Origin of the sequence: Nocardia wallacei (assembly GCF_029869545.1) — a bacterium.
Taxonomy (GTDB): Bacteria; Actinomycetota; Actinomycetes; order Mycobacteriales; family Mycobacteriaceae; genus Nocardia; species Nocardia wallacei_A.
Map to the genome: position 1 here is coordinate 1 of NZ_JARWQD010000146.1, position 12,954 is coordinate 12,954.

Here is a 12,954-nt window from a genome sequence, read left to right on the forward strand (position 1 = left end):
CTTTGTGGGGGTGCCATATATCCCGCGTTCGGTGGTTGCCATTTATTCCCCTTAAGGGGGGTCCCCAAATTCCCCCCCCCCCCCCCCCCCCCGGGCGTTTGCCGGGGACGTATGAGCCAGCCATTTGCCCGGCGCGGTTGAGGCAGCACCCGTGGCCGTGCCGGTAGGGTCTGCCTGGAGTTTGCCGATCGGCGTCGACCCCGGAGGATGGCATGCGTGTGCGCACACCACTGCTGATGCTTGTGCTCGGGCTGGCGCTTGCCGCTTGCGGGAACGATGATTCCGGCAGCGCGGCAACGAGTTCGGCTGCGCCGGAACAGGTGTCGTCCGGTACCGGCATTCCGCTCGGCCGGACCGCCCGCGTCCCGGTCCCGGCCGACGCCGAGATGGTGATCCTGGTTCCGGCGGCATGGCGGGACACCGCCTCCGCGTTGCGCTGTACGGCCGTCGACACCACGACCGGAGAGCAGATCGCGCTGCGCCCGGCATCGGAACCGGCTGCGCCGCAGGGCGATCCCGCATGGGTGGCCGTATGGGCCATCTCGGCCGGGCCCACCGCGACCCTCGAGGTCGGGTGCCAGGACCCGGAATCGAAGATCCCGCCGGGCGGCGGCAGCGAGATCCGGGTGGAACCGCGCGGGATCTACCCGATGCCGTCGTCCCCGGGGCAGCCGGGCACGGTGACGGTCACCGGGGACTTCGACGGCAAGGAGGTCTCCCTGGTGTCCGGACAGACGCTCGAGGTCTCGCTCGCGGCGAACCCGACCACCGGATACCAGTGGGAGCTGGGCGCCCTCGACCAGACCATCCTGGCGCAGGTCGGGGAGCCGGAGTTCCGTCCCGCCGCCGAATCCGGCAACATCGTGGGCGCGGGCGGCAACTCCATCTGGCGCTTCGTGGCCAAGGCACCCGGCGGCACCGAACTGCGGATGGGATACGCCCGCCCGTGGGAGCAGGGCAGCGAACCGGCCGAGCATTTCACGCTGAAGGTGGCCGTCGGCCACTGAGCGCGGGAATTTCTGCCCGGGCGCGGCGGCTGTAGTAGCGGGCTGTTCGCCGGTCGGCGATAGGCTCGGCTCGGGTTGTCCGCGCGTGATCGGAGAGATGTTTGTCTGCAACGGATATCGCCTCGGCCAGTACCCGCGGAGCCCGCGGATGACCGAATCGATCGATGCCGTGACACAGGAACTGGACGACGGATTCGCCGCCCGGCACGCCGAACTGGCGCACGGGTACGGCGGCAGCGGCGATCCCGACGACCCCGCACTCGTCCAGGCGATGCAGATGGTGCTGCACATCCCGAAGGCCGATCCGCCGCCGCGCAGCGCCCTGCTCGAGGCGGCGGCCGCGGCGGCGGTGGCCCTGTGCCTGGATCCGCGCGTGGGCCCGGAGGAGGAGTGGGAACAGCGGTACCTGGCGTGGAAACGCTCGCGCATCCGCAAGGTCGCGCGGCGAGCCCGGGGCGCGCAGTGGCTGGCGGCGAACGAGGTCGACGGGGTGACCGTGGACGTCGGCGGTGCGCAGGCCCGGGCGCTGGTTCCCGGCCCGGTCGGCGATATCGACCCGCGCATCCGGAAGCTGCAGATCGGCGGCACCGACCTGGAGCACGACGATCCGGGCCCGGCCGATCCGGAACTTCCTGTGCTATGGGTGAACTCGACACTGGGTATGACTGTGGGCAAGGCCGCCGCACAGGTCGGGCACGCGAGCATGCTGCTGGCCGGTGCGCTGCCGGTGGAACAGGCCTTCGCGTGGTCGCTGCGCGGGTTCCGGTGCGCGGTCCGCGACGCGAGCCCGCAGCGGTGGCCGGGGCTGTGCGAGCGGGTCCGGCAGGGCACGGCCACGGCCGTGCGCGACGCGGGCTTCACGGAGGTGGCGCCCGGTTCGATCACCGTGATCGCCGAGCCCCCGGGCGGTGCGCCGCCGCGGTGACCCGCCCGCGCCCAGCGGTCGACGCGGCCGCGCGAATGCGGCAGGATCGGTGCACGAGGTCGGGAGAGGTGCCACGGATATGACGACACTGTGGATCGTGCTCGGTGTCTGGGTCGTGTGCTCGATACCGATCGCGCTGATGCTGGGCCGGTTGTTCCGCTCGCCGCGCCCGCGTCCGGGCAGGAGTCCCGAATCACACCGCCGCGATGGCGAATTCGCACCCGACCGGCAGCGCGGCCGACTATGACACATAGCGTGCAAACCGACCACGTTGAGAACGATTCGCGCGCGTGGGCCAAGATGGAGCCCGTGCCGCAACCGGATCCCGATCTGCTCATCGACTTCAACGAGGTGACCGTCCGGCGCTCGGGCCACACCCTGGTGGGTCCCGTCACCTGGCAGGTGGAACTCGACGAACGCTGGGTCGTGCTCGGCCCCAACGGCGCCGGCAAGACCTCGCTGCTGCGCATGGCCGCCGCCGAGGTGCATCCGACGTCGGGTGTCGCCAATCTGCTGGGCGAGGTGCTGGGCCGCACCGACGTCACCGAACTGCGCCCGCGCATCGGATTGTCGTCGGCGGCGGTGGCCAGCCGGGTCCCGCTGGACGAGAAGGTCGGAGATCTGGTGGTGTCGGCCGGTTACGCGGTGATGGGACGCTGGCGCGAGGAGTACGACGACGTCGACACCGACCGCGCCATCGACATGCTGGAAAGCCTGGGTGCCGAACACCTTTCCGATCGCGCCTACGGCACCCTGTCCGAGGGCGAGCGCAAACGCGTGCTGATCGCGCGGGCCCTGATGACCGATCCGGAACTGCTACTGCTGGACGAACCGGCCGCGGGGTTGGATCTCGGTGGGCGCGAGGAATTGGTGGAGAAGCTGGGCGACCTGGCCGCCGACCCCGATGCCCCGGCGACCGTGCTGGTGACCCACCATGTCGAGGAGATCCCGCCCGGCTTCACCCACGCCCTGCTGCTGAACGAGGGTGCCGTGGTCGCGCAGGGGCTGCTGGAAGAGGTGGTGACGGCCGAGAAGCTCAGCGAGGCATTCCGCCAGTCGATCACGCTGGATCGCATCGGCGGCCGCTACTTCGCCCGCCGCTCGCACCGCCTGGGCCGCCACCGCCGCGCCTGAAGCGAGCGCACCTCCCCCCACGGACGCAACCAAGCAGGCGCTAGGGTGCGAAGTGTGAGCGAGCTTGCGAGTGAACCGAAGGCCCAGCACGCCGTGCGCACGGCGGAGCCGAGCGTCAGCGAGGTGGCGTCGTGAGTGAGGCTGTTGCCGAGCCCGATTCGACGCCCGCGGCACCCAAGGACGCCTCCACGGTGATGCTGGTGCGCGACGGCGCGTCCGGTCCCGAGGTGTTCATGCAGCGGCGGGCGCAGGCCATGGCCTTCGCGGCGGGCATGACGGTATTTCCGGGCGGTGGCGTGGACGCCACCGACGCGCAGGCCGAAATCGCCTGGGCGGGACCCGATCCGGCGTGGTGGGGCGAGCGGTTCGGCACCGACGCGGCGCGGGCGCAGGCGCTGGTGTGTGCCGCGGTGCGCGAGACGTTCGAGGAGTGCGGCGTGCTGCTGGCCGGGCCGACCGCCGACACCGTGGTCTCCGATACCACCGTCTACCGGGACGCGCGCGCCCAGCTCGAGCGCCGCGAGCTGTCGCTGGGTTCCTTCCTCGCCCGCGAGAACCTCGTGCTCCGCGCGGATCTGCTGCGCCCGTGGGCCAACTGGATCACGCCCGTCGTCGAGGAGCGCCGCTACGACACCCACTTCTTCGTCGCGATCCTGCCGGACGGACAGCGCGCCGACGGCGCCACCTCCGAGGCCCACGAGGTCGCGTGGCGCACGCCCGCGCAATCGCTGGAGCGCTGGCGGGCGGGCACGGATGTGCTGCTCCCGCCCACCTGGTCGCAGCTGACGGCGCTCGGCGAATTCGCTTCCACCGCAGACATTCTCGCGGCCACGCCGGTGATCGAGCCGATCCAGCCGGTGTTCTCGACGGTCGAGGGCAAGCCCATGCTCCAGTTCCCCGGTAACGCCCGCTATTTCGCCGACCTCCCGGACGGTTCCCGTCTGCGCGGCTCGCAGCGGCCCTAGCCGGGTGCCGATGCCGTACCGCCCGCCGCCCGCTGCCGATACGGTGTCCCAGTAGGCTCCCGCTGTGGCCGAATTCGTGACCGTGGACCGCGCCGAGGCGGGGATTGCCGTGCTGCGTTTCGCGCGGCCGCCGATGAACCTCATCGATGTGCAACTGGCGCTCGAGCTGTCGGACGCCGCCGCAGACATCGCCGGGGACGCCGAGATCGCGGCGGTCGTCGTCTACGGCGACGAGCGTGTGTTCTGCGCCGGTGACGAGCTGACCGAGCTGGCGCGACTGTCGGCGGAGCAGGCCGAGGCCATGGCCGGGGACCTGCAGCGCGCGCTGGGCTGCCTGGCCCGGATCCCGCAGCCCACGGTCGCCGCCATCAGCGGCTATGCGCTCGGCGCCGGGCTGGAGCTGGCGCTGGGCGCCGACCGCCGGATCATCGGGGACAACGTGAAGCTCGGGCTGCCGCAGATCCGGGCGGGCCTGATCCCGCTGGCCGGGATCCGGCGGCTGAGCCTGCTGATCGGCCCGGCCCACGCCAAGGATCTGGTGTACTCCGGGCGCTTCGTCGAGCCCGCCGAGGCGGCGGCGATCGGCCTGGCCGACGAGGTGGTCGCGCCCGACGACGTCTACACCGCGGCGCTGGGCTGGGCCCGGCAGTTCATCGGCGGCCCGGCCCGCGCGCTGGCCGCCGCCAAGCGGGTCTTCGAGGCCGGTACGCACGGCCACGACCGCGCCCGCGCCGAGTGGGCCGAGCTGTTCACGACCGAAGACCGCAGCATAGGAACACGTTCTTATTTGGCGGCGGGTCCGGGGTCGGCCGAATTCGTGGGCCGCTGATCTCCCCGTGCTGGTCGCTCGAGTACGCTAGCGGACCATGACCGCACGTCCTGACGACCCCGCGCCGAACCCGCACGCCACCGAGGCGGAGGTCGAGGCCGCGCGCACCGACAACAAGCTCGCCCAGGTGCTGTATCACGACTGGGAGGCCGAGACCTACGACGACAAGTGGTCGATCTCCTACGACGAGCGCTGTATCGAGTACGCCCGCGGCCGCTTCGACGCCGTCGCCCCGAACGCCCCGCTGCCCTACGGGCGCGCCCTCGAGCTGGGCTGCGGCACGGGCTTCTTCCTGCTCAATCTGATGCAGGCCGGAGTGGCGGAGAAGGGTTCGGTCACCGATCTGTCCCCCGGCATGGTGAAGGTGGCGCTGCGCAACGCCGAACACCTCGGCCTGGACGTGGACGGCCGGGTGGCCGACGCCGAGACCATCCCGTACGACGACGACACCTTCGACCTCGTCGTGGGGCACGCTGTGCTGCACCACATCCCGGACGTCGAGCTGGCGCTGAAGGAATGCCTGCGGGTGCTCAAGCCGGGCGGCCGCTTCGTCTTCGCCGGTGAGCCGACCACCGTGGGCAACTTCTACGCCCGCAAGCTGGGCCAGCTCACCTGGAAGGTCACCACCGAGGTCACCAGGCTGCCGTTCCTGCGCGAGTGGCGGCGTCCGCAGGAGGAACTCGACGAGTCCTCCCGCGCGGCCGCGCTCGAGGCCGTGGTCGACCTGCACACCTTCGATCCGTCGGACCTGGAGGCCATCGCCCGCTCGGCCGGTGCGGTCGAGGTGCACGCGGAGACCGAGGAGTTCGCCGCGGCGCTGTGGGGCTGGCCCGTGCGCACGTTCGAGGCCGCCGTGCCCGCCGAGAAGCTCACCTGGCGCTACCGCATCGCCCAGTACCGGGCCTGGCTGGGCCTGAGCAAGCTGGACGAGCGCGTGCTGCGCCACATCGTGCCGCGCCGGTTCTTCTACAACGCGATGATCACCGGCGTGAAGCCGATGGCCGCCGGGAAGTAGTGCGCCGCAGCGGTTTCGGATCGAACCGCGCCTCGTCGTCACCTCGGCCGCGGTGGGCGGTGTAATGGGCTATCGGTTTTCTCGCGAAGACGTCGAGTACCTGCGCGGTGCCGCCGGGGATTCGGCCTTGGCCGAGGTGGATCGGCTGGCCTTGACGGCGGCGTCGCTGGTGGGGGACCTGGAGCGGGTGCGGCGCGAGCACGGGGAGTGGGCGGGCGCGCTGGTGGAAACGGTGCGGCTGCGCCGCCGGGCGGTGGCGAAGTTCGACGGGGCAGGGGAGTGGCTGTTCACCGATGACGCCCTGCAGCAGGCGACGCCGAGTGCGGTGGCGAAGCATCGTGCACGGCGGCTGGCGGGCCGGGCCGTACACGATGTGACCTGTTCGATCGGCGCGGAACTGGCCGCGCTGCACGAGGTCTGCCCCGCCGTGCTGGGCAGCGACCTCGACGACGTGCGGCTGGTCATGGCGGCGCACAACCTGTCCGATGCGCGGAACGTGTTGCTGGCCAGGGCGAATGCGCTGGCGCCGTGCAGCTCCGATGCGGTCGTGATCGCCGATCCGGCCCGGCGGTCGGACGGCCGCCGCACCCACGATCCGGCGCGGCTGCAACCGCCGCTGCCGGATCTGCTCGACGCGTACCGCGGCCGCGACCTGGTCGTAAAGTGTGCTCCCGGACTGGATTTCGACAGCTTCGCGCCACGCCGGGCGGCCCGGAGCGCGCCCGGCGGTGCGAAGGACGCGGCGACCGGGGGCGGTGCGGACGAGGTGCCGCCCGGGCCCGACGATGGACGGGGACGAGCGGGGTCGGGGCGGGTGGGCACCGGTGCCGGACGCGGCGCGGCGACCGGACTGCGTTGGGACGGCGAGGTGGAGGTGGTCTCGCTGGACGGTGCGGTCCGGGAGGCGTGCCTGTGGTCGGCGGGCCTCGCCGATCCCGGGACCTCCCGGCGCGCAACCGTATTGACCTCCGGCGGCTCGTCCTGGTCGGTGACCGACGCCGAGCCGGACGACATCCCCGACCGGGCGCCGGGCGAGTGGATCATCGACCCGGACGGTGCCGTGGTGCGCGCGGGACTGGTCCGTCACTACGCGGCGAAACACGGGCTGTGGCAACTGGATCCCCGGATCGCCTACCTGACAGGTGACCGGGTTCCCGCCGGTGTCCGCGGCTTCCGCATCCTCGATCGCCTCGACCTGCGCGAGAAGACCCTGCGCGCCGAACTGCGGCGACGTGACTGTGGTCCGCTCGAGATCCTCACCCGGGGAGTCGATATCGATCCCGACGCGTTGCGCGCCAGGCTCAAACCCCGTGGCGCACAGCCGCATACGCTGGTCATCACCCGAATCGGCCGCACCCCGACGGTTTTCCTCTGCGAGACGCCGCCGGTCCGCTGAGAGCGCCCCCCGGGCCTAGTCCTCGTCCGGCTTGAAGGCGAACAGTTCGCCGATGCGGGTCGTCACGACCACATCGCCCTCGGCGCTCACCGCGGTGCCGACGGCGGTGCCCTGCGCGCCCGGTAACTCGGCCGAGGCGACGGTGGTGCCGTCGCTGGGCTGGAAGGTGACCAGGCTCAGCGTGTCGCCGATGGGGGCGACCACGTAGCCGGTGTCGCCCGCGGTCTGCACCGGCCGTCCGCGCAGCTGCAGATCCTTGCGCTCCCAGGCGATCCGGACCGCGTCGCCCTCGTCGCGCAGCGCCAGCAGATGGCCGTCGTCACCGCCGGGAATCAGCAGGCCGTCCTGCTCGGACACCGCGCCGCGCGGCGAGAAGCCCAGCGGCTGAGTCCATTTCGTGCGACCGTCGGCCGCGTCGACGGCGAGCAGCCGTCCGCTGTTGTCACCGACGTACACGGTCGTGCCGTCCGCCGCGAGCGTGGGAGCGGTCGCGCTGCCCTCGGCGAGGATGTCGACGCTCCACTCCTGCCGGATCTGCTTGTCCGCGTAGCGAAGTGCCACCAGCGATGCCATCGGCGCGCCGGGCCGCCAGACCGTCACGTAGAAGCGCCCCGACCCCTCCTCGATGGCCGATACGTTCGCCACCGGGCACTGCGGCCCGCCCGTCACACAGTCGCCGATGCCCTGGCCGTCCGGTGGCCGCGGCAGCCCGGCCTGGGTCAGGAAGTCGGGCTCGCCCAGCGCCTGGAAGGTGGCCGACCGCAGGTTCCCCGTCTGCCGGTCCACGACGTCGACCTGGCCGGACTGGGTCACCGACAGCACATCGCCCTCGCTGGTGAACTGCACCGATACCGGCACGCCCGCGACCGGTGTGCGCCACCGCGGTTGGCCGAGCGCGTTGAAGGAGATCAGCCCGCCGTTGTCGCCGACGTAGACATTGTCCAGCCCGTCCACCGCCGAGCCGGCGGCGATCGCGTCCGGCCCCATGGGATTGCAGAACCGTTTGCGGCCGGTCGGCATCTGGAAGGCGAACATGGCGCCGACGGTGCCCGGCTTGCCGACGCAGTCGCCCGGCATGCGCGTGGTCACGAACAGCTGCCCGCCCGGGCCGATGAGGGTGGCGGCCGCCGCGGGCCCGCCCAGCGGCCGGGTCCAGCTCGGGACCAGGTGCCGCGATCCGGTGACCGGGCTGGCACCGCTGTTGCGGGCGTCGTGGTAGGCCGCCGGCCAACCCTTGCCCGGGCCCACCTTGATGTCGTCCAATGTGGTGCTGCCGCACCCGCTCAGCGCGAGCATGCCGACCGCACCGAGGACGGCGGTGGCCGTGCCGATCCGCGACCGCGCGCGACGGCGTGGGGTCGGACGGTGATCGGTCTCTATGTCCCCACCCCGATCGTGCTCGCTGCGCGGGGATCGCCGGCTGCCGCTTCGCACCTGCTGGACTCCCATCTGCTTGTACGGGCCTGCACGAGACTAGAACATCGGCACCGCTACCACCGGGCTGGGTGAGCCCGGAATCCGCCGTGTCCGCCCGATCGTGCCGCATCCGCGGTTGTCCGAGGGCAGCCGTTGTCGCGGCGCGCCGCGAAAGTACCCTGGTACCTCGACGACGACACCGCCGGACGACACCGTCGCCCGCTGGACTCTAGGGAGCAAGTTCGTGACGAGCATGTGGGGCGCGCCGCTGCGCTCGCGATGGCGGGGATCGCGCCGCCGCGACCCGGAGCAGGCGCGCTTTCTGACGATGGCGTCGTTGCGCTGGGTGTTCGCCAACCGGGCGTATACGCCCTGGTACCTGGTGCGGTACTACCGGCTGTTCAAGTTCCGCCTGGCCAATCCGCATATCGTGCTGCGCGGCATGGTGTTCCTGGGCCGCGGGGTGGAGATTCACGCGACGCCCGAGCTGAGCCGCATGGAGATCGGCAAGTGGGTGCACATCGGCGACGGCAATGCCCTGCGCTGCCACGAGGGGTCGCTGCGCATCGGCGACAAGGTGGTGTTCGGCAAGGACAACGTCGTCAACACCTACCTCGACATCGAGATCGGCGAGTCCACGCTGGTCGCCGACTGGTGCTACATCTGCGACTTCGACCACAAGATGGACGACATCACCCTGCCGATCAAGGATCAGGGCATCGTGAAGAGCCCGGTGCGCATCGGGCCCGACACCTGGATCGCCGCCAAGGTGACCGTGCTGCGTGAGACGCGGGTCGGCCGCGGCTGCGTCCTGGGTGCGCACGCCGTGGTCAAGGGCGATATCCCGGACTACGGCATCGCCGTGGGCGCGCCCGCGAAGGTGGTCAAGAACCGCAAGGAGGCGTGGGAGGCGGGCGCCGAGGAGCGGGCCAAGTACATCGCGGCGCTGGAGGACATCGAGCGCAAGAAGAACGGTGTGGGCACGCCGCAGGCCGGATAGGCGTCGCCGAACTTGTCGGAGCGGGGCGGTACCTTCACCCCCATGAACCGGTACGCCGCCCTGCTACGCGGGATCATGCCCAGCAACCCGAACATGCGCAACGAGAAGCTGCGCGCGGTGTTCGAGGGCCTGGGGTTCGGTGCGGTGGGTTCGGTGCTCAGTAGCGGCAATATCGTGTTCGGCTGCGCCGCAACCGATATCGCCGCGCTGGAGGCGCGCATCCAGCAGGCGCTCACCACCGAGTTGGGCATCGGTGGCGGCACCATCATCCGCAGCCGGGACGAGTTGCGGGCGCTGGTCGATTCCGATCCGTTCCCGGGGCTCACGCACGCCCGCGGCACCTACCTGACCGTGACGTTCGTGAAGGACGGCACGCAGGGCCCGCCCGGTCCGCTGCCGGAGGAACTCGCCTCGGGCATGCGGATCGTGCGGTACGACGAGGCCGCGCGGGCGGTGCTGTCGGTGATCGACAACTCCACCTCCGCCACTCCCGATTTCATGAGCTGGCTGGAATCGGTGTACGGCAAGGGCATCACCACGCGCACCTTTCTCACGGTGCAGCGGGTGCTGGCGAAGCTCTAGCGCTTCGCCGCGAACGATCCCCTCCGGCAAGGGGATTCGGGGAGTACACATCGGCCGGGCCGGACGGTCCGATGGGAGCACGGCCGTGCCGCCGTGTCTTTGGTGATTACCGAGGAGTGCTGCCTCGGGGGAGCGCGATCCGAGTTCGATCGCGTAGAGCGGTTGTCCACGCACATCCATCGGAGATCGCAGGGGGGAAGACACGATGAAGAGCTGTCTGTGCGGCCTATGGGCCGTGCTGATCGTGCTGGCGGCGAGCCCGGTGGCGGCGCGGCCACCGGCATCGCCGTCGCTGCCGACCGCGCGCGAGCAGGTGCTGGAGAGTGCCGCGGGCTCGGTCCGGCAGGTCCGGCCCGACCGCCCGATTCCGGTGCCGGGTGGGCCCGGCCGCGCTGTCGATCCCGTCGCCGCGGCCACCGCGCACGCGCCCCGGATCAAGGAACTCTTCGGCGCCACGGCCGATCTCGTCGTGGCGACGGTGTCCCGGCGGGCGGGCGGCAGTACGGTGCGGCTCACGCAGCGGATCGAGGGGGTTCCGGTGTACGGCGCCGGTGTCGCGCTGGCGTTGCGGCCGGACGGGGCGCTGCTGTCGGCGACGGGAGCGCTGTCCGAGGGGACCGGCGGCAGCTATCCGCCGGAGGGCGCCGCACCGACCGAGGTGGCGCGGCGGGCCGCGCTCGGCAGGGTTGCCGAGGTGTCGGGACTCGGCCCCGATGCGCTGCGGGTGCGCGGCGAGTCGGCGGCCCGGTTCGATCCGAGCCTGATCGATGCCGACCGTTCCGACCGCGTCGCGGTCCCCGCCTACCGGTACGACATCCGCGCGCGGGGCGAGGTGTGGCGGGTGTTCGTGGCGGCCACCGACGGCGCGGTCCTCGACGCCCTCCCGGCCGAGCGGGCGCTCGAACGCGTTGTGTGCGACGCCGATTCACGCGACGAGGAGCGCAGGCTCGCCGTCGCGTGCGGCGCGCCGGGCAGCTACCCGGTGGTGCGCGCCGAGGGCCGTCCCCGTGTCTCCGGAAACGAGGACGCGAACAAGGTCTACGACTGGATGGGCGCTACCGAGGAGTTCTACCGCCGTCACACCGATCTGGGCAGCCTGACGGATCTGATCGGTATCGACGTCGCGGGTGGCAAGGCCCTGCGCGCCACCGTGCGCGTCTGTGCCGACGCCTGTCCGTACGCGAACGCGTACTGGACCGACGAGCAGGGCTTGGTGATCGGCGGCGCCGTGCTCGGACTCGACGTCGTCGCCCATGAGCTGACCCACGGTGTCACCGAGCGCATCAGCGGCCTGAACTACGTCAACGAATCCGGTGCGATCAACGAATCCATGTCGGATGTGTTCGGTGAGTTCACCGAACTGGCCGCGACGCGCGGGAAGAAGGGCGACCGCTGGAAGATCGGCAACGGCACGAAGGCCGGTGTCATCCGGGACATGCGGTCGCCGCGGTCGGCCCCCGATCCGCAGCCGGAGACCTACAAGGGTCCGGGCTGGGTTCCCGCCACCCACTCCGACCGCCACCGGGCACCCGATCACGGCGGCGTCCATACCAACAGCGGCGTGGGCAACAGGCTCGCCGCCCTGATCACCGACGCCATCGGCCTCGGCAAGGCCGCCGCCCTGTACTGGACGGTGCAGACCCAGCTCTATCCCAGCGCCGACTATCCGGCCCTGGCGAGCACCCTGAATACGGTGTGCCACAACAACATCGATGACAAGATCGCCGGGTTCACCACCACCGACTGCACCCGCGTCCAGCGTGCGATCGAAGCGGTCCGAATCCCGCTACTGCGCCCCAGGGCCTGAGTCTCCGGCCCGGCGTTCCGGGCCGGTTTTCGCCCGCCACCGCGGGGGCGCCGATTGTTAGTATGTCCCGCAACCGAGAGGAACGATCAGTGTCCACTGCACCGCTCGAAGACCGCGTGGCCAACCTGGAACGACTGTGCGCCACCAACGCCACCGCCTCCGAGCAGAAATCAGAACCCGAGCCGACCAGCGCCACCAGGCAGTCCTGGAGGAGTTCGGCTTGGTCCGCGCCGACATCGCAGACCTCAAGCAAAGGTCGCAAAGCCACGACGCCCGTTTCGACGCGCAGGATGCCGTTCTGAAGTCGCTGTCGGAGATGATGAAGGAGATTCTCGACAGGCTTCCACCGAAGAAGTAAGGGGGATCGGCTCACAGCGTGGCATGGGGATCCTCGGCCTCCGAGCGGCCGAGGGTCTTCCGGTCGCGGGGTGCGGGTGTATCGGAATCGTATGGTGGCCTCGTGTTGATCGAGGAGATTGCGGTGCGTGTGGGCGCGAGTGTGCCGGGGCTGGGGTCGACGCGGTTGGTGGCGGTGGATGGGCCCGGCGGGGCCGGGAAGTCGACACTGGCCCGGCGTATCGCCGCTGCCTGCGGCGGACGCGTGCTATCGACCGACGACTTCGCGTCCTGGGACAACCCGCTCGACTGGTGGCCACCGGGCGCGCGGGCGGGGGGGGCGCCCCCGGGGGGGGGAAGGGCCGGGCGGGGGCCCCCCGGCCGCCGGGGGGGGGGGGGGGGGGGGGGCAGGGGCGCCCGGGGGCCCGGGGGGGGGGCGTGGCAGCCGCCCCGGGCCCGGATCGGTCGAACCGCGTTGCGATCAACCGTCCGAACCCCGTTGCGGCCCATCCCGATACGCCGTTCTATACGGTCTTCACCTC

General features: G+C 71.2%; 13 protein-coding genes. 12 read left to right on the forward strand and 1 reads right to left on the reverse strand.

Annotated elements, in window-relative coordinates; genetic code table 11:
* Nucleotides 1-218 precede the first annotated feature (218 nt).
* The 8 genes from QH290_RS11725 (at nucleotide 219) to QH290_RS11760 (ending at nucleotide 7,271) form a co-directional block, all read left to right on the forward strand.
* Entirely contained in the window at nucleotides 219-1,007 is a 789-nt protein-coding gene (locus QH290_RS11725; protein ID WP_280382851.1) for a protease inhibitor I42 family protein, read from the forward strand.
* Nucleotides 1,008-1,155: 148 nt separating this feature from the next.
* Nucleotides 1,156-1,932 (forward strand): peptidyl-tRNA hydrolase, encoded by a 777-nt coding sequence (locus QH290_RS11730; protein ID WP_280268401.1) that lies wholly within the window; start codon nucleotides 1,156-1,158, stop codon nucleotides 1,930-1,932.
* A 79-nt stretch (nucleotides 1,933-2,011) separates the two neighbouring features.
* The gene (locus tag QH290_RS11735) at nucleotides 2,012-2,179 is read left to right on the forward strand and encodes a hypothetical protein (protein WP_280268400.1); all 168 of its coding nucleotides are present in this window, start codon (nucleotides 2,012-2,014) and stop codon (nucleotides 2,177-2,179) included.
* Nucleotides 2,180-2,232: 53 nt separating this feature from the next.
* Nucleotides 2,233-3,066 carry an ABC transporter ATP-binding protein gene (locus QH290_RS11740; protein WP_280268404.1) on the forward strand — a complete coding sequence of 278 codons (834 nt, stop codon included), beginning with the start codon at nucleotides 2,233-2,235 and terminating at the stop codon, nucleotides 3,064-3,066.
* A gap of 131 nt (nucleotides 3,067-3,197) precedes the next feature.
* The gene (locus QH290_RS11745; protein ID WP_280268399.1) at nucleotides 3,198-4,031 is read left to right on the forward strand and encodes an NUDIX hydrolase; all 834 of its coding nucleotides are present in this window, start codon (nucleotides 3,198-3,200) and stop codon (nucleotides 4,029-4,031) included.
* A gap of 64 nt (nucleotides 4,032-4,095) precedes the next feature.
* On the forward strand, nucleotides 4,096-4,860 hold the full coding sequence (locus QH290_RS11750) for an enoyl-CoA hydratase-related protein (RefSeq protein WP_280268398.1): 765 nt from the start codon (nucleotides 4,096-4,098) through the stop codon (nucleotides 4,858-4,860).
* A gap of 37 nt (nucleotides 4,861-4,897) precedes the next feature.
* Nucleotides 4,898-5,875 carry a class I SAM-dependent methyltransferase gene (locus tag QH290_RS11755; RefSeq protein ID WP_280268397.1) on the forward strand — a complete coding sequence of 326 codons (978 nt, stop codon included), beginning with the start codon at nucleotides 4,898-4,900 and terminating at the stop codon, nucleotides 5,873-5,875.
* Nucleotides 5,876-5,939: 64 nt separating this feature from the next.
* Entirely contained in the window at nucleotides 5,940-7,271 is a 1,332-nt protein-coding gene (locus tag QH290_RS11760) for a class I SAM-dependent methyltransferase (protein WP_280268396.1), read from the forward strand.
* 15 nt (nucleotides 7,272-7,286) lie between these two features.
* On the opposite strand, the gene QH290_RS11765 is transcribed toward QH290_RS11760, so the two are convergent.
* Nucleotides 7,287-8,705 (reverse strand): outer membrane protein assembly factor BamB family protein, encoded by a 1,419-nt coding sequence (locus QH290_RS11765; protein ID WP_280268395.1) that lies wholly within the window; start codon nucleotides 8,703-8,705, stop codon nucleotides 7,287-7,289.
* Nucleotides 8,706-8,931: 226 nt separating this feature from the next.
* On the opposite strand from QH290_RS11765, the gene QH290_RS11770 reads away from it, so the two are divergent.
* The 4 genes from QH290_RS11770 (at nucleotide 8,932) to QH290_RS11785 (ending at nucleotide 12,434) form a co-directional block, all read left to right on the forward strand.
* The gene (locus tag QH290_RS11770) at nucleotides 8,932-9,687 is read left to right on the forward strand and encodes an acyltransferase (RefSeq protein WP_280268394.1); all 756 of its coding nucleotides are present in this window, start codon (nucleotides 8,932-8,934) and stop codon (nucleotides 9,685-9,687) included.
* A gap of 42 nt (nucleotides 9,688-9,729) precedes the next feature.
* A complete protein-coding gene (locus tag QH290_RS11775) occupies nucleotides 9,730-10,269 on the forward strand; it encodes a DUF1697 domain-containing protein (RefSeq protein ID WP_280268393.1) in 540 nt (179 codons plus the stop codon).
* Between the two features lie 205 nt (nucleotides 10,270-10,474).
* Entirely contained in the window at nucleotides 10,475-12,076 is a 1,602-nt protein-coding gene (locus QH290_RS11780; RefSeq protein ID WP_280382852.1) for a M4 family metallopeptidase, read from the forward strand.
* Nucleotides 12,077-12,296: 220 nt separating this feature from the next.
* Complete coding sequence (locus QH290_RS11785) at nucleotides 12,297-12,434, forward strand: hypothetical protein (RefSeq protein ID WP_280382853.1); 138 nt, start codon at nucleotides 12,297-12,299, stop codon at nucleotides 12,432-12,434.
* Nucleotides 12,435-12,954 lie beyond the last annotated feature (520 nt).

Excerpts from the sequence above, each read along its gene's own strand:
- QH290_RS11775 (WP_280268393.1), top strand. The coding sequence starts at position 9,730 with ATGAACCGGTACGCCGCCCTGCTACGCGGGATCATGCCCAGCAACCCG.
- QH290_RS11780 (WP_280382852.1), top strand. The coding sequence starts at position 10,475 with ATGAAGAGCTGTCTGTGCGGCCTATGGGCCGTGCTGATCGTGCTGGCG.
- QH290_RS11740 (WP_280268404.1), top strand. The coding sequence starts at position 2,233 with ATGGAGCCCGTGCCGCAACCGGATCCCGATCTGCTCATCGACTTCAAC.
- QH290_RS11760 (WP_280268396.1), top strand. The coding sequence starts at position 5,940 with ATGGGCTATCGGTTTTCTCGCGAAGACGTCGAGTACCTGCGCGGTGCC.
- QH290_RS11755 (WP_280268397.1), top strand. The coding sequence starts at position 4,898 with ATGACCGCACGTCCTGACGACCCCGCGCCGAACCCGCACGCCACCGAG.
- QH290_RS11730 (WP_280268401.1), top strand. The coding sequence starts at position 1,156 with ATGACCGAATCGATCGATGCCGTGACACAGGAACTGGACGACGGATTC.
- QH290_RS11735 (WP_280268400.1), top strand. The coding sequence starts at position 2,012 with ATGACGACACTGTGGATCGTGCTCGGTGTCTGGGTCGTGTGCTCGATA.